The sequence below is a fragment of the Streptomyces sp. SID13726 genome (assembly GCF_010548375.1).
Lineage (GTDB): Bacteria > Actinomycetota > Actinomycetes > Streptomycetales > Streptomycetaceae > Streptomyces.
On sequence record NZ_JAAGLY010000023.1, the window covers coordinates 44335 to 66845 of the forward strand.

Sequence of the window (22511 nt, forward strand, 5' to 3'; positions counted from 1 at the left end):
CATAACCTCCGTTGCGTTGAGCGAAACCGTCATTGCATATGCTGCAACGCACGCCCGGAGGATCACTCCATGAAGCTCTCCCCCCGCCTTCCCGCCCTGCTCCTGGCCGGCCTGGTCGTCACCGCCTGCGCGCCCCAGACCTCCTCCAACTCCTCCTCCGACAAGGACGAGAAGTCCGGCACCCTGCGGGTCTGGCTCTTCCAGGAGGTCGGCAACAAGCCGAAGGAGAAGGTCGTCGACTCCGTGGTCGCCGCCTTCGAGAAGTCCCACAAGGGCACCGAGGTCGACGTCGAGTACATCCCGGTCGAGACCCGCGCCCAGCGCGTCAAGGCCGCCTTCAACGACCCGTCCTCCGCGCCCGACGTGATGGAGTACGGCAACACCGACACCGCCGGCTATGTGAAGGACGGCGGACTCCTCGACGTCACCAAGGAGTTCGCCGACTGGAACGAGTCGAAGGACACCGACCCCACGGCGAGGACCTCGGTCACCGTGGACGGCAAGGTGTACGGCTCGCCCTTCTACGTCGGCGTCCGCGCCCTCTACTACCGCACCGACGTATTCAAGGAACTCGGCCTCGAAGTCCCGAGGACGATGGCCGAGTTGGCCACCACCGCCCGCGAGATCCGCGCCGCCAAGCCTGAGTTGTACGGCCTCGTCGTCGGCGGCGCCTACACCTACGGCGCGATGCCCTTCATCTGGGCCAACGGCGGCGAACTCGCCGTCGGCAAGGGCGGGTCGTACGCCTCGGCGATCTCCGGCGCGGCCGCGCAGAAGGGCATCAAGGAGTACACCTCGCTCTTCACCGACGACAACTGTCCCGCCGCCAAGTGCGCCGGCATGGGCGGCAACGACACCATCACCGCGTTCGCGGCGGGCAAGGCCGGCATGGCGATCGGCGGCGACTTCAGCCATACGGCGGTGGAGGCAGGGAAGGTCAAGGGCGAGTACGCGGTGGTGCCGCTGCCCGGGGTCTCGGCCGGGTCGATCGCTCCCGCGTTCGCCGGCGGCAACAACATCGGCGTACTGAAGAGCACTTCGCACCGGACGCTCGCCGTCCAGCTGATGGAGCAGCTCACCTCGAAGGAGACGCAGGCGTCGATGTTCGGCGCGATGGGCTTCCTGCCGACGTTCGGGGACGTCCGGGACAAGGCCGCCGCGGAGCAGCCGTACGTGAAGCCGTTCGCGCAGACGCTGGCCGCCGGGACCAAGTTCGTGCCCGCGTCGCCCGGGTGGGCGCAGATCGACTCGTCGCTGGTGCTGCCGACGATGTTCCAGGAGGTCATCAGCGGCAAGAAGAGCGTGGCCGCGGCCTCCGGGGAAGCGGCGAAGAAGATGGACGCCGCGTTCGGGTCCGTCGGGTGACGTCCGTGACCGACCGCACCACCCGGGCGCCCTGGCTCTATCTCGCCCCCGCCCTCGTCGTCCTCGGCGGACTGCTCGTCTACCCCATCTACCAGCTCGGCCTGATCTCGTTCTTCCAGTACACCCAGGCCCAGGTGAGCGGCGGCGAGCCGACCACCTTCGAGGGGTTCTCGAACTACTCGACGCTGTTCTCCGACCCGGAGTTCTGGCACGTGCTGCTGGCCACCGTGCTGTTCGCGACGGCCTGTGTCGTGTCGACGCTCGCCGTGGGGTGCGCGCTGGCCGTGCTGCTCACGCGCGTGCGTGCCGTGCCGCGGCTGGCGCTCATGCTGGCCGCGCTCGGGGCGTGGGCGACCCCGGCCGTCACCGGGTCCACCGTGTGGCTGTTCCTGTTCGACCCGGACTTCGGCCCGGTCAACCGGATCCTCGGCCTCGGCGACCACTCCTGGACGTACGGGCGGATCAGCGCGTTCTTCCTCGTCCTGCTCGAAGTGGTCTGGTGCTCCTTCCCGTTCGTGATGGTCACGGTCTACGCCGGGATCCGGGCCGTGCCCGCCGAGGTGCTGGAGGCCGCCGCGCTGGACGGCGCCTCGCAGTGGCGGATCTGGCGCTCGGTGCTCGCGCCGATGCTGCGCCCGATCCTGACCGTCGTGACCATCCAGTCGGTCATCTGGGACTTCAAGGTCTTCACCCAGATCTACGTCATGACGAACGGCGGCGGCATCGCGGGCCAGAACCTCGTCCTGAACGTCTACGCCTACCAGCAGGCCTTCGCCTCCTCGCAGTACAGCCTGGGCTCGGCGATCGGCATCGTGATGCTGCTGATCCTGCTCGCCGTGACGCTGGTGTACCTGCGGCTGCTGCGCCGCCAGGGGGAGGAACTGTGAATCTTGTACGGCAGAGTCCTCCGCGGCTGAATCTTCTACGGCGTCCCTGGCGCACCGCCGCCGAGGCCTCGGCGCTGCTCATCGCGGTCGTCGTCGCCTTCCCCCTCTACTGGATGGTCCTCGGCGCCTTCAAACCGGCCGGGGAGATCGAGTCGACCGAGCCGCGGCCCTGGACGCTCGCGCCCTCGCTGGATTCCTTCCGGCGCGTGTTCGGGCAGCAGGATTTCGGTCGGTATTTCGTCAACAGCCTTGTCGTGGCGTGCAGTGTCGTGATCGTCTCGGCGCTGATCGCGTTTCTCGCGGCGACCGCGGTGACCCGATTCCGGTTCCGCTTCCGGACCACCCTGCTGATCATGTTTCTGGTGGCCCAGATGGTGCCCGTGGAGGCCCTCACCATCCCCTTGTTCTTCCAGATGCGGGACTTCGGTCTGCTGAACACGCTGGGGTCGCTGATCCTGCCCCACATCGCCTTCTCGCTGCCCTTCGCGATCTGGATGCTGAGAGGGTTCGTGAAGGCCGTACCGGAGGCCCTGGAAGAGGCCGCGTACATCGACGGCGCGAGCCGTGCGCGATTCCTGTGGCAGATTCTGTTCCCGCTCGTCTTCCCCGGCCTGGTGGCCACGAGCGTGTTCTCCTTCATCTCGGCCTGGAACGATTTCCTCTTCGCCAAGTCGTTCATCATCAGCGACACTTCGCAGTCGACGCTGCCGATGGCCCTGCTGGTCTTCTACAAGCCGGACGAGCCGGACTGGGGCGGCGTCATGGCCGCGTCGACGGTGATGACGATTCCGGTGCTGGTCTTCTTCGTACTCGTACAGCGACGCCTGGTCTCGGGGCTGGGCGGAGCGGTCAAGGACTGACATGACTTCACTGATCCCGACGGCGCGCGGCGTCGTCGCCGGTTCCGGCGAGGTGCGGCTGACGGCACGCTCCCGGCTCTCCGCGGGGACCGGCACGGAGGGCGTCGGCCGCTGGCTGCGGGGCGTCCTGTGGCAGGCGACCGGGCTGCCGCTGCCCGAGGCCCGCGAACCCGACGACATGCAGGGCGACGGCACCGAGGGTGACGGCATCGCGCTGCGGATCGCCCCTGGGCTCGGCCCGGAGGAGTACCGCCTCGTCAGCGACGGGACCGGCGTCCTCGTCGAGGGCGGTGGCGCGGCCGGTGTCTTCTGGGGCGCCCAGACGCTACGGCAGCTCCTCGGCCCCGACGCCTACCGCAAGGCACCCCTCGACCCCGGCCGCACCTGGGCCGTGCCGCACCTCACGGTCGAGGACGCCCCGCGCTTCCGCTGGCGCGGCCTCATGCTCGACGTCTCCCGGCACTTCATGCCGAAGGACGGTGTCCTGCGCTACCTCGATCTGATGGCCGCGCACAAACTCAACGTCTTCCACTTCCACTTGACGGACGACCAGGGCTGGCGGGTCGAGATCAAGCGGTACCCCCGGCTCACCGAGACGGGCTCATGGCGGGCGCGCACCAAATTCGGCCACCGGGCCTCGCCGCTGTGGGAGGAGAAGCCGCACGGGGGCTTCTACACCCAGGACGACATCCGCGAGATCGTCGCCTACGCCGCCGAGCGGCATATCACCGTCGTCCCCGAAATCGACGTACCGGGACACTCGCAGGCGGCCATCTCCGCGTACCCGGAACTCGGCAACACCGACGTCATCGACACGACCTCCCTCTCGGTCTGGGACAGCTGGGGCATCTCCGCAAACGTACTCGCCCCCACTGACAACACCCTCAGGTTCTACGAGGGGGTGTTCGAGGAACTCCTGGAGCTGTTCCCCTCGGAGTTCATTCATGTCGGGGGTGACGAATGCCTCAAGGACCAGTGGCGGCAGTCGCCCACCGCGCAGGCCCGTATCAAGGAACTCGGGCTCGCCGACGAGGACGCGCTCCAGTCGTGGTTCATCGGCCACTTCGACAAGTGGCTGACCGCGCGCGGGCGCAGGCTCATCGGCTGGGACGAGATCCTGGAGGGCGGGCTCGCCGACGGCGCGGCCGTCTCCTCCTGGCGCGGTTACGAGGGCGGGATCGCCGCCGCCCGCTCCGGGCACGACGTGGTGATGTGCCCCGAGCAGCACGTGTACCTGGACCACCGGCAGGACGCCGGCGCGGACGAGCCGGTGCCGATCGGCTATGTCCGCACCCTGGAAGACGTGTATCGCTTCGAGCCCGTTCCACCGCAGCTGACTTCGGCCGAGGCCGGGCACGTCCTCGGCACGCAGGCCAACCTGTGGACCGAGGTGATGGAGGATCACGCGCGCGTGGACTACCAGGCGTTCCCGCGGCTCGCGGCCTTCGCCGAGGTGGCCTGGAGCGCCCTGCCGGCCCCGGCGGAACGGGACTTCGCGGGCTTCGAGGAGCGGATGGCCGTCCACTACCGGCGACTTGACGCCCTGGGCGTCGGATACCGGCCGCCCGCGGGCCCGTTGCCGTGGCAGCGGCGGCCCGGGGTGCTCGGCCGGCCCATCGAGGGGGCGCCTCCGAACAGGTAGGGGAAAAAGACCCCAAGAGTCACCGAAGAGTGTCAATCCGTGCGTGCCGGTGATGCCGTACGAAAACGGACCATCTCCCTGATGGGGCGGGCGAATGCCACCGAATGCCTCCTAGCGGACCCCTGTCTTCGGCCGTTGCGAAGATGTGCCAGAGTTGCCACGTCCGCCCTGTCAGCACGTACCGTACGGCAGCAACAGGCAGGGCCGGCAGGACCAGGTGGGGCAGCGGGAAGGGGCAGCCGGTTTGACCACGCACGCACCGCAGGCGGCGCAGGCCGTCACGCTGCCCACGACGCTGGACGAGGCCGTGGCGGCCCTCACGGCCATGCCCGCGGCCGTGCCCGTCGCGGGCGGCACCGACCTGATGGCCGCCGTCAACTCCGGGCAGCTCAGGCCCGCCGCGCTGGTCGGCCTCGGCAGGATCAGCGAGATCCGCGGCTGGCAGTACCAGGACGGTCACGCCCTGCTCGGCGCGGGACTCACGCACGCGCGTATGGGCCGCCCCGACTTCGCCGCCCTCATCCCGGCGCTCGCCGCAGCCGCCCGCGCGGCCGGTCCGCCGCAGATCCGCAACGCGGGCACCCTGGGCGGCAACATCGCCTCCGCGGCCCCCACCGGCGACGCGCTGCCCGTGCTCGCCGCCCTGGAGGCCACGCTGATCATCGCGGGCCCGGACGGCGCCCGCCGCGAGATGCCGGTCTCGCACCTGCTGGCCGGCATGGAGATGCTCCGCGCGGGAGAGCTCATCGGCTTCGTGCGCGTGCCGCTGCTGCACGCCCCGCAGGTCTTCCTCAAGGTGACCGGGCGCACCGGACCGGGCCGCGCGATGGCCTCCGTCGCCCTGGTCCTCGACCCGGCCAGGCGCGGGGTCAGGTGCGCCGTCGGAGCCATAGCGCCGATGCCGCTGCGGCCCCTGGACGCCGAGCAGTGGGTCGCCCGGCTCATCGACTGGGACAACAACCGCGCGATCGTCCCGGAGGCCCTGGAGGCCTTCGGCGAGTACGTCTCGGCGGCCTGCATCCCCGACCCGCAACCCGCCGGGGACGGCTCCGTGCCACAGCATCCGCCCGCCGTTCTGCATCTGCGGCGCACCGTCGCCGCGCTGGCCCGACGAGCACTGGGGAGGGCACTTTCGTGACCGACGACCAGCACGGAGAGGGCACACCCCGGGGTCCGGGCCGCTGGGACCCGCTGCCCCAGGGCGACTACGACGACGGCGCGACCGCCTTCGTGAAGCTCCCCGAAGGGGGCATCGATGCCCTCCTGGCCTCCGCCGACAGCCCGCTCGCCGCGCGCGGACACGGCTATGTGCCGCCGCAGATCGCGGTCGCGCCGGGAGAGCCCGGGCAGCAGGGGGACGGCACCGACCCGGCGGGCCCGGGTGCCTGGGGCGCCCCTGCCGAGGGCTCCGGCTGGCCCGACCCCAACACCGCGCCGCAGGGCCACACCGGACAGTTCACGTACAACCCCTCGACCACCCAGCAGTGGAACGTCGAGGACACCGCGGCGGCCCCCGCCTCCGGCCACGACGTCACCGGCCAGTGGTCCATCCCCGTCGCCGGCGGCGACCTCCCGGACGAATCGGGCGAGTTCACCACGTCGGCGCTGGTCGAGCAGTGGGGCGGCACCCCGCCGGCGACCCTGCCCGGCGGCGCGCCCGCACCCTGGGCCACCCAGCCCGCGCAGCCGTGGGGGGACCGGACCCAGGGCGGCGCCGGAGCGGGACCCGAGCACGGCGGTCCGGGCGACGCGGGGCACGCGCACGTGCCGGGCGGTGGGGTGCGCGGGGACGGGCACGGCGTTCACGGCGGGCCCGATGCCGAGGATCACGGTGCCGTCGTGGGCGACGGCCACACGCACGTGCCCGCCGGTGGCGACGGCCATACGCACGTGCCCGCCGGTGACGGCCACACGCGTGTGCCGCTCGGCGAGGCACCGGGCGGAACCGCCGGCGACGGACACGGCGGCCCGGCCGGGGACGCGCGCACCGCATCGGTCGACGAGGCCCACGCGCACGTGCCGACCGCCCACCCGCACGCCGAACCGGAGCCAGGCCCAGGCCCGTCGGGCTACGACCCCGCCGAGCCGCACGACTCCGCCCGGCTCCACGCCCCCGACCGGTCCTACGGCCACGCCCCCGCCGACTCCTACGCGGGCAGCCCCTCCGAAGCCGCCTCACAGCCCACTCCCGGCACGGGCGAGGCACCGGCGGCCACCGGGGGCTCCGAGGACGTTCCAGGGGCCGTAGCAGCCGCTGACGGCCCCGCCGGGACCGGCGCCGGGCACACCCCGGACGCCGGTGACGGCGAACCGGCCCCGGAGAGCGCCGACGAGCACACGGCCGACGCCGACTCCGATGCCGACTCCGCCGTGGACGAGCACACCGAGAACGCCGAGCGCGCCGAGGAGGCGGAGGACGCCGACGAGCGGCCCGCCGCGCTGCCCGGCGAGGAACACCCCCTCGCCTCCTACGTGCTGCGCGTCAACGGCGTCGACCGGCCCGTCACCGACGCCTGGATCGGTGAGTCGCTGCTCTACGTGCTGCGCGAGCGGCTCGGGCTCGCGGGCGCCAAGGACGGCTGCTCGCAGGGCGAGTGCGGGGCGTGCAACGTCCAGGTCGACGGCCGCCTCGTCGCCTCCTGCCTGGTGCCCGCCGTGACCGCCGCCGGCAGCGAGGTCCGCACCGTCGAGGGCCTCGCCGAGGACGGCCGCCCCTCCGACGTGCAGCGCGCGCTCGCCCGGTGCGGCGCCGTGCAGTGCGGCTTCTGCGTGCCGGGCATGGCGATGACCGTGCACGACCTCCTGGAGGGCAACCCCGCGCCCACCGAGCTGGAGACCCGCCAGGCGCTGTGCGGCAACCTCTGCCGCTGCTCCGGCTACCGGGGCGTCGTCGACGCCGTCAAGGAGGTCGTCGCCGAGCGCGAGGCACACTCGGCGGCCGACGCTGAGACGGACGGCGACGAGGCACGTATTCCGCACCAGGCGGGCCCCGGGGCCGGAGGCGTCAACCCGTCGGCGTTCGAGGCCTCGGGGTCGCCCGGCGCCCATGAGCAGGCGTACGGACAGGGACAGGACGGAGGCCAGGCGTGAGCAACGAAGCCGCCACCGCGACCACACCCGCGGAGGCAGCACCCGCCCCCGAGCCGATTCCGCACGGCATCGGCGTCTCCCTGCCCGCCGCCGACGCGCGCGCGAAGACCGAGGGCACCTTCCCGTACGCAGCCGACCTGTGGGCCGAGGGCCTGCTGTGGGCGGCCGTCCTGCGCTCGCCCCACGCGCACGCGCGCATCGTGTCCATCGACACCTCCCACGCGCGTGACATGCCCGGCGTCCGCGCGGTCGTCACCCACGAGGACGTCCCCGGCAGCCCGGTGCACGGCCGCGGCAAGGCCGACCGCCCGGTCTTCGCCTCCGAGGTCGTACGCCACCACGGCGAGCCCATCGCCGCCGTCGCCGCCGACCACCCCGACACCGCGCGGATGGCCGCCGCCGCCGTCATCGTCGAGTACGAGGTGCTCGACCCGGTCACCGACCCCGAGCAGGCGTTCGAGGCCGAGCCGCTGCACCCCGACGGCAACCTCGTCCGCCACATCCCGCTGCGCCACGGCGACCCCGACGCGGTCGGCGAGATCGTCGTGGAGGGCCTCTACCGCATCGGCCGCCAGGACCCCGCGCCCATCGGTGCCGAGGCCGGTCTCGCCGTGCCCCGCCCCGACGGCGGCGTCGAGCTGTACCTCGCCTCCACCGACCCGCACACCGACCGCGACACCGCCGCCGCCTGCTACGGCCTGGAGCCCGAGCGCGTCAAGGTCGTCGTCACCGGCGTCCCCGGCGCCACCGCCGACCGCGAGGACCAGGGCTTCCAGCTCCCGCTCGGGCTGCTGGCGCTGAAGACGCAGTGCCCGGTGAAGCTGACGGCCACGCGCGAGGAGTCCTTCCTCGGCCACGTGCACCGGCACCCCACCCTGCTGCGGTACCGCCACCACGCCGACACCGACGGCAAGCTGGTGAAGGTCGAGGCGCAGATCCTGCTCGACGCGGGCGCCTACGCCGACACCTCCTCCGAGGCCCTGGCCGCCGCCGTGGGCTTCGCCTGCGGGCCGTACGTCGTCCCGAACGCCTTCATCGAGGGTTGGGCCGTCCGCACCAACAACCCGCCCTCCGGCCACGTCCGCGGCGAGGGCGCCATGCAGGTCTGCGCCGCCTACGAGGCGCAGATGGACAAGCTCGCCAAGAAGCTGGGCGTCGACCCGGCGGAACTGCGCCTGCAGAACGCGCTTGCCACCGGCGACGTCCTCCCGACCGGCCAGACGGTGACCTGCCCGGCCCCGGTCGCCGAACTCCTCCAGGCCGTACGGGACTTCCCGCTCCCGGCGCTCCCCAAGGACACTCCCGAGGACGAGTGGCTGCTGCCCGGCGGCCCCGAGGGCGCGGGCGAACCGGGCGCGATCCGCAGAGGCGTCGGCTACGGCCTCGGCATGGTCCACATGCTCGGTGCGGAGGGCGCGGACGAGGTCTCCACGGCGACCGTACGCGTCCAGGACGGCATCGCCACGGTGCTCTGCGCGGCCGTCGAGACCGGCCAGGGATTCACCACGCTGGCCCGTCAGATCGTCCAGGAGACCCTCGGCATCGACGAGGTCCACGTGGCCCCCGTCGACACCGACCAGCCCCCGGCAGGACCGGGCGCCCGGGGCCGCCACACCTGGGTCTCCGGCGGCGCGGTGGAGCGCGCGGCCAAGATGGTCCGCACCCAGCTCCTCCAGCCCCTGGCGCACAAGTTCGGCATGTCCACCGAGCTGCTCCAGATCACCGACGGCAAGATCACCTCGTACGACGGCGTCCTGTCGACGACCGTCACCGAGGCCATGGACGGCAAGGAACTGTGGGCCACCGCTCAGTGCCGCCCGCACCCCACGGAACCCCTCGACGAGGCCGGTCAGGGCGACGCGTTCGTCGGCATGGCGTTCTGCGCGATCCGCGCGGTGGTCGACGTCGACATCGAACTCGGCTCGGTCCGCGTGGTCGAGCTGGCGCTCGCCCAGGACGTCGGCCGGATCCTCAACCCCGCCCAGCTGGAGGCCCGTATCGAAGCGGGCGTCACCCAGGGCGTCGGCATAGCGCTCACGGAGAACCTGCGCACCGCGCGCGGGCTGATCCGCCACCCGGACCTCACCGGGTACGCCCTGCCGACGGCCCTTGACGCGCCGGAGATCCGGATCGTCAAGCTCGTCGAGGAGCGGGACGTGGTCGCCCCCTTCGGCGCGAAGGCGGCCAGCGCGGTGCCGGTGGTCACGTCACCGGCGGCGGTCGCCTCCGCCGTACGGGCCGCGACGGGCCGTCCGGTGAACCGGCTGCCGATACGGCCCCAGGCCGCGGTGGTGACGGACCGATGAGCACACCGGGACAGGCGCCGCGCGCGTACGAACCGCCGCCCGGGCCGGGCAAGTCGGCGCTGTGGACTCCGCTGTCCGTCGTCGCGGCGGTCGTGGTCGTGGTGGGCGGGGTCTGCTTCGCGTGACGCGCGAGGGCGCGCGGGGCGCCGGCTGATGCGCGGAGTCGTGCTGGTCACCGGCGTGATGGCGGCCGGGAAGTCGACGGTCGCGCAGGCCCTTGCGGAGCGGTTGCCGCGGGCGGCGCATGTCCGCGGGGACGTGTTCCGGCGGATGATCGTGTCCGGGCGCGAGGAGTACCTGCCCGGGGCGTCCGGTGAGGCCCGCGCCCAACTCCTGCTGCGGTACCGGCTGTTGGCGGCCCCGGCGGACGCGTACGCGGAGGCCGGTTTCACCGCGGTCGTCCAGGACGTCGTGCTGGGCGAGGACCTGACGACGTACGCCGCACTGCTCAGGACGCGCCCGCTACACGTCGTGGTCCTCGCGCCGGACGCCGCGACGGTGGCCGCCCGGGAGGCGGGCCGGGCGAAGACGGGCTACGGCGACGCGGCCTGGACGATCCCCGCGCTGGACGAGGCGCTGCGGGCCTCGACACCGCCGATCGGACTGTGGCTGGACACCTCGGGACTGACCCCGGCACAGACGGTGGACGCGATTCTCGCGGGGCGGGAACGGTCGAGGGTGCTCTGACGTCTCCTTGGTACGGGGGCGTTGTCAGTGGCAGCGCGTAGTGTTTCGAGCAGTGGGGGACGAGCGCAGGCCCGACGGGTTCGCCGTGCCGTGCCCGGCCAGGGGACTGCGTACGAAGCACACGGGGGAGCCATGAGCACGACCGATGCCGCCGTAGCGGCGATCACACTGACCGAGGACGCACTGCACCCGTACATCACACATGTCTCGACCCGTCGCTGGCTCAGCGGCCCCGGACTGCCCGGCGCCAGCGACCTGTTCACCTTCGAGGAGCTGCGCCGCGAGGGCCTGCGGACGGTCGGGGACTCGACGTCCGACCCGGGCGGCCACCTCAGCGAGGAGCTCCGCGACCAGCTGGTGATCGGCGGACTCACGGATCTGCGCGGCATGGAACGGGAGTCGGTCCTGCTCGACGGAGCCACGGGCGAGATCTCGACGACGTCGTTCTTCCACGCCCGCCCCGACCTGATGGACCGCACCCCGCTGGCCCCGTCGCTCCCCACCCTGGTCCGCTTCGCGACGGCCACGGACGAACTGACGGAGGTCCGCGGCCAGTTCGCCGCCTACGCCGGCCGCTTCGGTCCTACGGCGGTGGAGGAGGCCACGCGCCAGCTGCTGACGGTGTTCGAGGAGGGCACGGGCGGCGAGGTGCCGACGTTCTGGAAGATCGCGGCCCTGATCCGTCCCCTCGCCCTGGTGGCGGGCCCCGGCACGGACTCCGGCCTCGCCCTGGACCTGCCGCCGCGGCTGCTGGACCACGAGTTCGGCCGCAACCGCGTCGCCCGCTTCGAGGACATCGACTTCCCGTCCACCCTCACCCACGCCCCGACCCGCCGCTTCCTGGCGGAGACCGGCCTCCCCGAGGACGGCGTCCTCTTCCACACCGACCCGGACGCCCCGCTCCCGACCCTCTCCGAGCACCAGGCCGACCGCCTGGTGGCCCTCCCGCCCCGGGCCGACCACCTGATCGTCCTCGGCCACCTCATCGAGGACAACACCCTGGTCGTCGACGGCGAGACGGGCGCGGTCCTCAACTGGAGCGAGCGCGAGGCGACCCTCCACCCCCTCAACACCGACATCTCCACCCTCGCCTTCACCCTCTGGCTCCTGCACCGCGAACGCCAGATAGACGAGTCCCTCGCCCACGAACTCACCAACACCCTGTACGTCCAGGTCGCCAAGACGATGATCCGAGCCCTCTCCACCATCGACCCCACGGGCACGACGACGGACGCGGACTGGCACTACTGGACGGAGCTATTCCAGGACGAGGTGGGCGGGGTCCTCTAACCGGCTGCGCGCCGCAGGGTCGCGGAGAGGTGGTGCTGCAAGGGCTGCCCGACCGCCGCGAGGTCATGGACGAACGTGAAGGTGCCGCCGTCGTCGCCGGCCAGGCTGTAGTGCCGACGCGTGGCGGTCACCTCCTTGGCGGTGGGGGTGAGGGCGACGGCATGGGCATCGAGGTCGACCACACCGTCTTCCGCGTGTCCGACCAGGATCTCGGTGATCCCGGTGGGCTGGGTGACCAGGGCCTCCACCCGCCCGTCGCCCTGGAGCCGCCACCACCCACTCTCCCGGGCCGCGGGCCTCAGCGGCGCCCCGTCCGCGTCGAGCAGCCAGGCCCTCGCCTCGTACCGCAGAAAGGGCCGCCCGTCATGACTGAACCTGACCTCCTGCGCGTACGCGAAGTCGCCGTCGAGCGTGGGATATCCACCTCGACCCTGCCCGCGCCACGAGCCGAGATAGCCGAGCACGGGTGCGAGCAAGGGATGCGGGGCGGGTGCGTGATCCGCCCCGTACACCTCGGGAAAGGGTTGCTCGGCCGCTGCCTCGAACACGTCCACACTCCACACTTTTCGCTCCCGCCGACTGCTGACGGCAAGCGTAGGGCTCCGCGCGGGGGAAGGGGCGGCGCCCTGCGGTGCTTGCGGTGGTCACGGTGGGCGGATCAGTCCTTGCGTCCCGTGGCGGCGACGGTGACGCCCAGGCCGATCATGGTGAGCCCACCGATCCCGCCGACCAGGGCGAGCCGCTGCGGCGACCGTGCGAACCAGTCCCTGGCGGTGGCCGCGACCAGGCCCCACACCATGTCGGACGCCACGGCGATGATGTTGAAGACCAGGCCCAACAGCAGCATCTGCGCCGGGACATGCCCCTCACCGCGGTCGACGAACTGCGGCAGCACCGCGGCGAAGAACACGATCGTCTTGGGGTTGGTCACACCGACGGCGAACCCCTCCCAGAACGTCCGCACACCACCCTGCGCGGCCCCCGCCCCGGTGACGGCGCCATACAACGACCCACGCTCACGCCACGCCTTGACACCGAGAAACACCAAGTAGGCGGCCCCCGCCAGCTTGAGCACGGTGAACACGAGCACCGAGCGCTCCACCACCGCCCCCACCCCGAACGCCACGGCCACGATCAGCACATAGGCGCCCACCGTGTTCCCCACCACCGTGGTCAACGCGGCCCGACGCCCCTGCGCCAACGCCCGCCCGATCACGAACAGCACACTCGGACCAGGAATCACGATCAACAGAAACGACATGGCCGCGAAGGCGAGCAAACGGTCGGTAGACACCATGCGGGTCATGCAAGCACGGGGAGCCTCGGGCTTCCAGCGGTATTCCCTGAGGGGGTCCGGGGGCTGGGGGTGGGACCTGAACTGGCCCTTGGGTGGGGCCACTTGGTCAATCTCTGGAGGCCGTGGCGGGAATCGAACCCGCGTAACTCGCTTTGCAGGTTTGTCGGGGCTGGTCAGGGCCTGATTCGGATGTGTCCGCGGGTGTTCAACGCCGTACGGACACTGCCATCGCTGGGACTAGTTGAACGGGTCCGGACGACCACGCACGGGGACGAACGAGATGGGAAATGAGACGGATAAGAGAACGACGACGCTCTAGCCCCACGCGGCACCGGTCGCCAGGTTTCGTTCGCTACCTTGCTATGAGTGCCAGGCCTATGGGGGGTTACATGGCAAGCGGGGTGTACAAAGCAGAGTCGAAGACATCGGAGACAGCCAGGTGGTCGTCTGAGGTGGCTACGCCGGAGCAGCGGAGGACTACGACTTCCGCGCCGGAGCAGCGGAGGACTACGACTTCCGCGCCGGAGCAGCGGAGGACTACGACTTCCGCGCCGGAGCAGCGGAGGACTACGACTTCCGCGCCGGAGCAGCGGAGGACTACGACTCCCGCGCCGGAGCAGCGGACGACGGACGTCGAAGCTCAGACGACCTCACAGCCCATCGCAGAGCCTGCTCTCGGCACAGATGCGTTGTCCACGACGGCTGAACTCTCAAGCGTCGCTGTACCGGATAACTACATGCTGTTCTTCCTCGGCGAGATCACTAACAGTCAGTTGGCGATCAACAGTGGCACAGTGACCCAGACCATGATGAAAGGACTGCCCGAGTCGCATCAGGCGAGCACAGCCCAACTGTCTCGACAAGCGGAGGGTGATTCACCGCTAGGTGGAAGTCCCTTGCTCAGCGAGCCGGCATGGAGGACCCTGCCGTCGGACATGGTCAGGGCACCAAATGAGGAGCTCATCAGTGCCGAAGCGCTCTGCCGCAAGGAGCTGCTACTCGCGCTCGGTGACCTGCTGTCCCGGCTTGATCAGCTGGGATTGGACACCGATGCTCAGCAGGCTATCCGTCAGGCAGTAGCCGAGCTTCAGCTTGAGCTGAATCAGACTCCAATCAATATGGCACGAGTCTCCTCGGCCATTACGCAGATTCGCGCTCACATGGGATGGGAACCACGAAAGCCCGGGCACTCGCCGGGACTCGGGTCGGGAGCTGCGGTATGACGGCTACGGGCGGCCCTCAGTTTCACGGGTCCATACACGGAAGTCAGATTGCGATCGGCAATCAGGATGTGTCACAGCTGCAATATGTGACAGCTGACGGTGGCCTGAGCGATCGTCTTGCCAGGTCGGTGAACTCGGTCTTGGAAGCACTGGAGAGCCTCAAGCTTGATCCTGAAGGGGAGACAGCGGTACGTCAGGACGCGGAAGCTGCACTGGAGGAGGCAACGCAGCCTGAGCCGGATGTGGGGCGTGTGCGTCGGCTGCTCGGGCGGATCCAAGTCGTTCTGGCTCCAATAGCAGCAGGTGCCGCCACGGGTGCCGCCAGTGGGACGGCCGAACTGGCACATACCGTCCTCGCCGATCTTCAACGAGCTTTGCCCTGAGACGCGGGCAGGCAAGGTTGGCCAGGTGACGGGCCCTACTGTGTCGTCTGTGGCGGAAGGGCCACACACTATTTGCAGGTTTGTCCGGGCTGGTCAGCGCATGATCCGGTCTCGTTCGGCGGTGTTCAGACCCGTACGGATGCCTGCCCCGAAGTGGTTGGCGTACGGCTTTGAACGGCCGCGTACGGCTACGAACGAGACGGAAACTGAGACGGGCTCGTTCCTTGCGAGCTACTCAACTCCAGCATGGCGACGACCCCTTGAAATCATTCGGCTACAGTGAGTACATGATTGCTGTTGGGCTCCTTGGCCTCCTGATCGCGGTTCTTGGGTACTACAGGGGAGGGGCGAGGGTGAAGTTGAGATGCTTCGTCGTGCGGTATTCCAGCGGTGAGTATGTCCTTCGCTTCGTTGCGTCGAACCATGGGCGTTCAGGTACATCGCTCGCGACTGGGCATCTCGATGTCTCTTGGCAGTACGACGACAAGCCTTGGAAGGACACACGTGAAACCTACGTGCCTGCGTTTCCCGCCAAGCACCGGTTGACACCAGATGACCCGGTGGAGTGGTCCTGCCCTGTGACCGACCTGATGACGCGGGCCATCGGCATGACGCCCAACGCATGGCGACTTCATGTCAAGGTCGGGCACCGTAAGCGGAAGGTGCATGTATCCAAAACGATCCGTCTTGTGGAGAAGGTCGAAGTACCACCACTGTCTTAGACGCCATTTCAGTTGGCGTGATCTTGCGGCAATCTGGGGTGATGGCTGCTGCGCTTGTCGAACGGTTGGCGCTCGAGGGCTTGTGGGAGTTGTTCCAACGGGTGGTTCCGTCGGCACCGCAACGCCCGCAGGGTGGAGGACATCGTTGCCGAGGAGAGCGTGAGGTGCTGGCCGCGATCATCTTCGTGGCCACCTCGGGCTGTACCTGGAACCAACTGCCACCGGGCTTCGGGCTGTCGGGGGTGACCGCCTTCCGGCGGTTCACCGAATGGAGTGAGGCCCGTGTGTGGGCCAAGCTCCACCGCCTGGTCCTGGACGAACTCGGAGCCCGGGGCGAGCTGGACTGGTCGCGGTGCGCGATCGACTCCGTCAGCGTCCGGGCCCTCAAAGGGGGCAGTTGACGGGACCGAATCCGACCGACCGTGGCAAGAAGGGTTCGAAGATCAACCTCATCGTTGACCGCCAGGGCCTGCCCCTGTCGGTCGGCATCTCCGCCGCCAACCTCCACGACAGCCAGGCCCTCATCCCACTTGTCCGCGGCATCCCGCCCATCCGTTCACGCCGCGGCCCCCGGCGTCGGAAGCCCGGCAAACTGCACGGGGACAAGGGCTACGACTACCGACACCTACGGCGTTGGCTGTCGTCCCGCGGCATCCGGCACCGCCTCGCCCGAAAAGGGGTCGAGTCATCCCGACACCTGGGCCGGCATCGCTGGGTCGTGGAACGGACCGTGTCCTGGCTGTCCGGTTGCCGACGCCTCCACCGCCGCTACGAGCGAAAGGCTGAACACTTCCTCGCCTTCACCGCCATCGCCGCGACCCTCATATGCCACCGCCGACTCGCCAACTGAAATGGCGTCTAAGCCACGACCTGACACTGATCGATAAGCCGCGCGACCACGCTGAACGTGGCCAACTGCTCCATAGCCTCTTGCTCTGCCAGGTCACCTGTTTCGTGGGCGGCAGGGTTCCGGAGCGCGAAGTAAGCCCCTTGACCGAGTTGCAGGGCGCCGCGCTGCCGTGTCTGGACTCCGGGGTCCGTTTGGTCGCCAGGTATCCGGAGGCGGGGCTTGCCCGTTTCCGGGGCCTTGTCGCTGAAGGCTTCCTGAACGAGCTTGGCATCCGACAGGTCACGCCGACCAAGCTTGGTCTGAAGGTGGGCGTTGATCGACGTGGCAGCGGCGTGGACGGCGGCTCGGTAGTGCTCGGACTCCCACAAGGTACGAGCGGCATCCCACACCCAGGGGTGAAATTGGTCGGCTGGAAGGGACGGGGCGTCAGGAGCCAGCCGGGTGGCCCAGTCGTCCATGTCATTAAGGATGCCCAAACCACGCTTGATGGAGGCCTGAGCCCTCACTACCCCCTCCAGTCGGTCGACATCGATGAACGTCGCCAACAGGGGATCAAGGCAGGTAAGGATCTTCTTGAGCGTTGGTTCTGCAGTGCGCAGCTCCCCACGGAGCGTCGCATCCCCCGACCGCTTGCCGTCGCGCGGAATGGAAGCCCGATACTTGGCTGCCAGCTCGTCGAACTCCTCAAGGCGCTGCCGCATCCAGTCACGATCCACGCACCAAGAGTAGAGGTCCTCAGGATCGCGCCCACAGCGGATTTCCGTGCATTGGGGGTCAACTGAGACGGGAACTGAGACGCACGACTAAAAGGGCGGCACCCACGGAGGGTGTCGCCCTTTCGTCCTGCCTGGTCAAGCGCTTGAGGCCGTGGCGGGAATCGAACCCGCGTAACTCGCTTTGCAGGCGAGTCCCTGAACCACTCGGGCACACGGCCGGGTCGGTGGGGAGCGGTGGCTCCTGCCGAACTCGGTGGAATGACCGTATGGCGGGGGTGAGAGCATGCTCAAGGGGATCGTGGAGGCTGCAACGGGACTGCCATACGGCGTTCATGAACGGGCGAGGGGCTGGGTGAGAACCTCCGCCCAGCCCCCCTCCCACACACACCCACACCCACCGCCCACCTCAACTCACCGCAACGCCTCCGCCACCTCCCGTGCCGCGTCCACCACCCGGGGGCCCACCCGTTCCGGGACCGCGTCGGCCAGCATTACTACTCCCACGCTGCCCTCGACGCCGGTGACGCCTAGCAGGGGAGCGGCTGCTCCGCTCGCGCCTGCCTCCAGTTCGCCGTGTGTCAGCAGGTATCCCGGCTCTTCGAATCCCTGTTGGCGGGCGGCGAGGATCGCTCGGCCTGCGGCTCCGCGGTCCAGGGGGTGGCGGAAGCCCGCTCGGTAGGCCACGTGGTAGTCGGTCCAGGTGGGCTCCACGACGGCCACGGCCAGGGCGTCCGAGCCGTCGACCAGGGTGAGGTGGGCCGTGGCGCCGATGTCCTCGGCCAGCGAGCGGAGTGCGGGCAGTGCGGCCTCGCGTACCAGGGGGTGGACCTGTCGTCCGAGGCGCAGCACCCCCAGTCCCACCCGGGCACGGCCGCCCAGATCACGGCGTACGAGTGCGTGCTGTTCCAGCGTGGCCAGCAACCGGTACACCACGGTGCGGTTCACGCCCAGTTTGTTGGATAGCTCGGTGACGGTGAGCCCGTGGTCCGTATCGGCCAGGAGCTTGAGGACACGCAGTCCTCGGTCAAGCGTCTGAGAGGTCTCCGCGGTCACGACGCCCACTCCTCCAAGTGGTGAGGTCGGCAACCTCCGAGCGGCGGTGCGTCACCGAGTCCCGTCAGTGACGCGCTTCAGAGGCCGCCGATCGGCCGGCGGCCCGGCCTGTACCGGACCGCGTCGCTTCACGGCTGCGCTCCGCGGCGGCGCTGCCACGGGGCGTGTGCGTAGCGGGACAGTAGCGAAGGCGGTTCGCTGAGCGGAAGGCTCCGTCCAGAATCCGGGCAGTGACCAGGACGTACTACCTCTGTTTGTCCTGATTCGTACGGCGTGTGGCACAGGGCGTGCACAGCGCGCGCACCCAGCGCACACGCACCCGGCCGCCCAGGCGCCCATACCTGCCAAGCTCAGACGCGCCCAGCCGCCCATACCTGCCTAGCTCAGACGCGCCCAGCCCGTATGCCCCTGGCTCGTACGCCGAGACACCCGACCCGCCTGGCACACCCGACCCGCCCCCGCCCACCGCACGCACCCGTCACTTCATCCGAGTAGCCCACTCCTGGACCTTCGCGATCCGCTGCCGCAGCTGCCCCGCCGTCGCCTCGGCGCTCGGCGGCCCCCCGCAGACCCGCCGCAGCTCGGTGTGGATCACCCCGTGCGGCTTGCCGCTCTGGTGGACGTACGCGCTCACCATCGTGTTGAGCTGCTTGCGCAGTTCCATCATCTCCTTGTGGGAGACGACGGGCCGGCGCTCGGCGGGCAGTTCCAGGAGGTCCGCCTCGGAGTCCGGCTTCTTGCGGCTGTGCGCGATCTGCCGGGCCTGACGCTTCTGGAGGAGCAGCTGGACCTGGTCCGGTTCGAGGAGGCCCGGGATACCGAGGTAGTCCTGCTCCTCCTCGCTCCCCGGGTGCGCCTGCATGCCGAACTCGGCACCGTCGTACAGGACCCGGTCGAAGACCGCCTCGGACTCCAGCGCCTCGAAGGAGAACTGCTCCTGCTCGCCGGTGTCCTCGTCCTCCTCCCTGTTCGCCTCCTCCATCTCCTTCTCGGACTCGGCGTACGGGTCCTCCTCGCCCTCCTTCTTCGGCTTGTCGAGGGCGTGGTCCCGTTCCACCTCCATCTCGTTGGCGAAGGTGAGGAGGTCGGGGACGGTGGGGAGGAACACGGACGCGGTCTCGCCGCGCCGCCGGGACCGTACGAAACGGCCCACGGCCTGGGCGAAGAAGAGGGGCGTGGAGATGGTGGTCGCGTACACGCCGACCGCGAGCCGGGGGACGTCGACGCCCTCCGACACCATCCGCACCGCGACCATCCACCGGTCGTTGCCCGCGCTGAAGTCGTCGATCCGCTTGGACGCGGCGGCCTCGTCGGACAGGACCAGGGTCGCCTTGGCGCCCGTGATCTCGCGGATCAGCTTGGCGTAGGCGCGCGCGGAGTCCTGGTCGGAGGCGATGACGAGGGCACCGGCGTCCGGGATCGCCTTGCGGACCTCGGTCAGCCGCTGGTCGGCGGCGCGCAGCACGCTCGGCATCCACTCGCCGCGCGGGTCCAGCGCCGTACGCCACGCCTGGCTGATCGCGTCCTTGGTCATCGGCTCGCCGAGCCGGGCGGCGATCTCGTCCCCGGCCTTGGTCCGCCACCGCATCTGCCCGCTGTACGACAGGAAGATGACGGGCCGGACGACGTGGTCGGCGAGCGCGTTGCCGTAGCCGTAGGTGTAGTCGGCGGCCGAGCGGCGGATGCCGTCGTTGCCCTCCTCGTACGTCACGAACGGGATGGGGTTGGTGTCGGACCGGAAGGGCGTACCGGTGAGCGCGAGCCTGCGCGTGGCGGGCTCGAACGCCTCCAGACACGCCTCGCCCCACGACTTCGAGTCACCGGCGTGGTGGATCTCGTCGAGGATCACCAGGGTCTTGCGCTGCTCGACGCGGTTGCGGTGCAGCATGGGCCGTACGCCGACCCCCGCGTAGGTGACCGCGACGCCCTGGTAGTCCTTGCCGAGCGGCCCCGCGCTGTACTCCGGGTCCAGCTTGATCCCTATCCGCGCCGCCGCCTCGGCCCACTGCTTCTTCAGATGCTCGGTCGGCGCGACGACTGTCACCTGCTGCACGACATGGTGGTGCAGCAGCCAGGAGGCGAGGGTGAGGGCGAAGGTCGTCTTCCCCGCGCCGGGTGTCGCGACGGCCAGGAAGTCTCGCGGCTGCTCCTGGACGTACTTCTCCATCGCCCCTTCCTGCCAGGCACGCAGCTTGTTGGCGGTGCCCCAGGGGGCGCGGCCGGGGAAGGCGGGAGAAAGGTGATGGCTGGAGGCGGCGGTGGTAGTCACGGTCTCCGTAAGGGGGTCGAGCGGCTCGGCGGTGGTGTCTTCGGCTGTGTATGACGACCGGGTCACCTTACCGGCGGCCCGCCGATGTCAACGCGCGGACGGGGCCGGGTCGCCCACGGGTGGGACCGAGGTCACAGCCGTCGCAGCCGCCCCGCGATCCGTCGTACGTCCGTCTGCGCCCCGGCCGCCACATCGATGACCAGCGCGTACGCCGTGTCCTGGTCGACACCGGCGAGAGGCCAGGGCCGGCATCGCCGTATGCCGAACGGCTCGCGCAGCGCACCGGAGACGCCCGACTCCCCCCACGGCCACCCCCCACGGCCACCCCCCACTGCCCACCCCCCCACCACTCACCGCACCCGCAACCGAGTAGTCACCCAAGCCCCCGCCAGAGCCACCCCGGCCATCGGCAGGAACACGACCGCGAAGGCCGCCGGATGCTGTGCACCGGACGCCTGGGTGGCCGTATGGCTCACCGCGCCCCCGCCCAGCGCCGCGAAGGCCGCTCCGCCCGCCGCCAGGAGGACGGCGTTCGAGAGGCCGTCGGAGATCTGGAGGGCGGCGGAGTTGGTGCCGGCCTCCTCGGGGGCGGAGAGGTGGAGCAGCAGCACGCTGGTGGAGGAGATCACCAGGCCCATGCCGAAGCACCCGAACCCCCAGGCGACGGCGACGGTCCAGACCGGCACGGAGTGGATCAGCACACTCGGCGCGGTGGCGATGGCGGCGGCGACCAGCACCATGCCGAGGGTCATCAGCCGTTCCCGGTAGGGCTCCACCCGCGCCCTGGCCTGCACCCACGACCCCAGCGCCCACGTGCCGCCGCCCGCCGCGAGCGAGAACCCGGCCAGCGTCGGCGACAGCCCCCGCTGGGTGACCAGCATCAACGGCACGAAGGACTCGGCGGCGACGAAGGACCCCGCGGCGACCCCGCGCAGCAGCACGACGGACGGCAGTCCGCGTGCGGCCCGGTACGTCCCGCGCGGCAGCAGTCCGAGCACGGCGGGCACGAGGAGCGCGACGCCCGCGACACCGGGGAGGAGGGAGAGGGGGCGCAGGTCCTGGGCGGCGTACTGGAGGAGGCCGGCGCCGAGGGAGATGCCGAGGGCGAGCCGGATGCGCCGCCGGTCGAAGGCGGCCGGCGTGTCGGTGCCGTCGACCGGCCCGGAGGCCCGCCGCCGTATCTGAGGCAGCGCGAGCGCCAGCGGGAAGACGACCAGCACCGGAATCCCGACGAACACCCACCGCCACCCGAGATGCTCGGTCACCGCCCCGGCGGCGAGCGGCCCCACGATCGACGGCACGACCCACCCGGCCGCGAACGCCGCCATGATCGCGGGCCGGAGCCGCTCGGGATAGGCCCGCCCGACGACGACGTACAGGGCGACGATGACCAGCCCGCCCCCGAACCCCTGCACGGCCCGCCCCAGGATGAACAGCCACATCGCCCCGGCGGTCCCGGACAGCAGCAGCCCGGCCCCGAACCCGGCGATCCCCGCGCTCAGCGCCCCGACCGGACCCCGCCGGTCCGACCACTGCCCGCTCAGCACCATCCCGAACAGACTGGTGGTGAAGTACCCGGAGAACGCGAAGCCGTAGAGCGCGATCCCGTCCAACTCCCGTGCCGCCACCGGCATCGCGGTTCCGACCGCCGTCGCCTCGAAGGCGATGAGCACGACCACGGACACGATCCCGATGCTCAACGCCCGGTAGGAGCGCCCCAGCACTCCTTCCCCGGACCCCTCGGAAGGGCCCTCGCTCTCGTCGACGACACCGGCATCACCCGGCTTCAGCACGGTCATGCCCGCCACAGTAAGGGCCGCAGCCCGGTTTGACCCCTGTCGGGAGGACCGCATCCCCTGCGACCTTGGTCG

At 70.3% G+C, this 22511-nt stretch carries 20 protein-coding genes and 1 tRNA gene; 13 read left to right on the forward strand and 8 right to left on the reverse strand.

The window, feature by feature from the left end; genetic code table 11:
* Positions 1-69: 69 nt before the first annotated feature.
* The 10 genes from G3I78_RS38105 to G3I78_RS38145 all read left to right on the forward strand — a co-directional run bounded on the left by G3I78_RS38105 (position 70) and on the right by G3I78_RS38145 (position 12127).
* Positions 70-1365 carry an extracellular solute-binding protein gene (locus tag G3I78_RS38105; RefSeq protein WP_164433384.1) on the forward strand — a complete coding sequence of 432 codons (1296 nt, stop codon included), beginning with the start codon at positions 70-72 and terminating at the stop codon, positions 1363-1365.
* The gene (locus G3I78_RS38110; protein ID WP_164433386.1) at positions 1362-2252 is read left to right on the forward strand and encodes a sugar ABC transporter permease; all 891 of its coding nucleotides are present in this window, start codon (positions 1362-1364) and stop codon (positions 2250-2252) included. Before G3I78_RS38105 ends, G3I78_RS38110 begins: the two co-directional genes overlap by 4 nt.
* The gene (locus G3I78_RS38115; protein WP_164433387.1) at positions 2249-3112 is read left to right on the forward strand and encodes a carbohydrate ABC transporter permease; all 864 of its coding nucleotides are present in this window, start codon (positions 2249-2251) and stop codon (positions 3110-3112) included. Before G3I78_RS38110 ends, G3I78_RS38115 begins: the two co-directional genes overlap by 4 nt.
* A gap of 1 nt (position 3113) precedes the next feature.
* Complete coding sequence (locus tag G3I78_RS38120) at positions 3114-4754, forward strand: beta-N-acetylhexosaminidase (RefSeq protein ID WP_164433389.1); 1641 nt, start codon at positions 3114-3116, stop codon at positions 4752-4754.
* A 244-nt stretch (positions 4755-4998) separates the two neighbouring features.
* On the forward strand, positions 4999-5892 hold the full coding sequence (locus G3I78_RS38125) for an FAD binding domain-containing protein (RefSeq protein ID WP_164433391.1): 894 nt from the start codon (positions 4999-5001) through the stop codon (positions 5890-5892).
* Positions 5889-7844, forward strand: coding sequence for a 2Fe-2S iron-sulfur cluster-binding protein (locus G3I78_RS38130; RefSeq protein WP_164433393.1), 1956 nt, complete (start codon positions 5889-5891; stop codon positions 7842-7844). Before G3I78_RS38125 ends, G3I78_RS38130 begins: the two co-directional genes overlap by 4 nt.
* On the forward strand, positions 7841-10150 hold the full coding sequence (locus G3I78_RS38135) for a molybdopterin cofactor-binding domain-containing protein (RefSeq protein ID WP_164433395.1): 2310 nt from the start codon (positions 7841-7843) through the stop codon (positions 10148-10150). Before G3I78_RS38130 ends, G3I78_RS38135 begins: the two co-directional genes overlap by 4 nt.
* Positions 10147-10275, forward strand: a complete 129-nt coding sequence (locus G3I78_RS53020) for a hypothetical protein (RefSeq protein WP_275424893.1) — start codon at positions 10147-10149, stop codon at positions 10273-10275. Before G3I78_RS38135 ends, G3I78_RS53020 begins: the two co-directional genes overlap by 4 nt.
* A 28-nt stretch (positions 10276-10303) precedes the next feature.
* A complete protein-coding gene (locus tag G3I78_RS38140; RefSeq protein WP_164433397.1) occupies positions 10304-10837 on the forward strand; it encodes an AAA family ATPase in 534 nt (177 codons plus the stop codon).
* Positions 10838-10969: 132 nt separating this feature from the next.
* On the forward strand, positions 10970-12127 hold the full coding sequence (locus G3I78_RS38145; RefSeq protein ID WP_164433399.1) for an SUKH-4 family immunity protein: 1158 nt from the start codon (positions 10970-10972) through the stop codon (positions 12125-12127).
* Here G3I78_RS38145 and G3I78_RS38150 read toward each other — a convergent pair.
* A complete protein-coding gene (locus tag G3I78_RS38150; protein WP_164433401.1) occupies positions 12124-12675 on the reverse strand; it encodes an FABP family protein in 552 nt (183 codons plus the stop codon). The genes G3I78_RS38145 and G3I78_RS38150 overlap by 4 nt on opposite strands.
* A gap of 110 nt (positions 12676-12785) precedes the next feature.
* Positions 12786-13433 carry a LysE family translocator gene (locus tag G3I78_RS38155; protein ID WP_203616068.1) on the reverse strand — a complete coding sequence of 216 codons (648 nt, stop codon included), beginning with the start codon at positions 13431-13433 and terminating at the stop codon, positions 12786-12788.
* Positions 13434-14161: 728 nt separating this feature from the next.
* On the opposite strand from G3I78_RS38155, the gene G3I78_RS38160 reads away from it, so the two are divergent.
* The 3 genes from G3I78_RS38160 to G3I78_RS38170 all read left to right on the forward strand — a co-directional run bounded on the left by G3I78_RS38160 (position 14162) and on the right by G3I78_RS38170 (position 16602).
* On the forward strand, positions 14162-14647 hold the full coding sequence (locus tag G3I78_RS38160) for a hypothetical protein (RefSeq protein ID WP_164433404.1): 486 nt from the start codon (positions 14162-14164) through the stop codon (positions 14645-14647).
* Positions 14644-15030 carry a hypothetical protein gene (locus G3I78_RS38165; protein WP_164433406.1) on the forward strand — a complete coding sequence of 129 codons (387 nt, stop codon included), beginning with the start codon at positions 14644-14646 and terminating at the stop codon, positions 15028-15030. Before G3I78_RS38160 ends, G3I78_RS38165 begins: the two co-directional genes overlap by 4 nt.
* 763 nt (positions 15031-15793) lie before the next feature.
* Positions 15794-16602, forward strand: a protein-coding gene (locus G3I78_RS38170; RefSeq protein ID WP_164433408.1) for an IS5 family transposase whose coding sequence is annotated in 2 segments (ribosomal slippage) — positions 15794-16141 and positions 16144-16602 — 807 coding nt in all. Because the reading frame shifts where the segments join, the coding sequence is not laid out codon by codon here.
* Positions 16603-16610: 8 nt separating this feature from the next.
* On the opposite strand, the gene G3I78_RS38175 is transcribed toward G3I78_RS38170, so the two are convergent.
* The 6 genes from G3I78_RS38175 to G3I78_RS38200 all read right to left on the reverse strand — a co-directional run bounded on the left by G3I78_RS38175 (position 16611) and on the right by G3I78_RS38200 (position 22439).
* Positions 16611-17318: a TIGR02391 family protein gene (locus G3I78_RS38175; RefSeq protein ID WP_343243958.1), complete on the reverse strand. Its 708-nt coding sequence runs from the start codon at positions 17316-17318 to the stop codon at positions 16611-16613.
* A gap of 146 nt (positions 17319-17464) precedes the next feature.
* Positions 17465-17536, reverse strand: a tRNA-Cys gene (locus tag G3I78_RS38180).
* A gap of 193 nt (positions 17537-17729) precedes the next feature.
* Positions 17730-18371, reverse strand: a complete 642-nt coding sequence (locus G3I78_RS38185) for a helix-turn-helix domain-containing protein (RefSeq protein ID WP_164433410.1) — start codon at positions 18369-18371, stop codon at positions 17730-17732.
* A 478-nt stretch (positions 18372-18849) separates the two neighbouring features.
* Positions 18850-20640 carry a DEAD/DEAH box helicase gene (locus G3I78_RS38190; protein WP_164433412.1) on the reverse strand — a complete coding sequence of 597 codons (1791 nt, stop codon included), beginning with the start codon at positions 20638-20640 and terminating at the stop codon, positions 18850-18852.
* Positions 20641-20771: 131 nt separating this feature from the next.
* Positions 20772-20972, reverse strand: coding sequence for a hypothetical protein (locus tag G3I78_RS52395; protein WP_239158312.1), 201 nt, complete (start codon positions 20970-20972; stop codon positions 20772-20774).
* Between the two features lie 18 nt (positions 20973-20990).
* The gene (locus G3I78_RS38200; protein WP_164433414.1) at positions 20991-22439 is read right to left on the reverse strand and encodes an MFS transporter; all 1449 of its coding nucleotides are present in this window, start codon (positions 22437-22439) and stop codon (positions 20991-20993) included.
* Between the last annotated feature and the right edge of the window lie 72 nt (positions 22440-22511).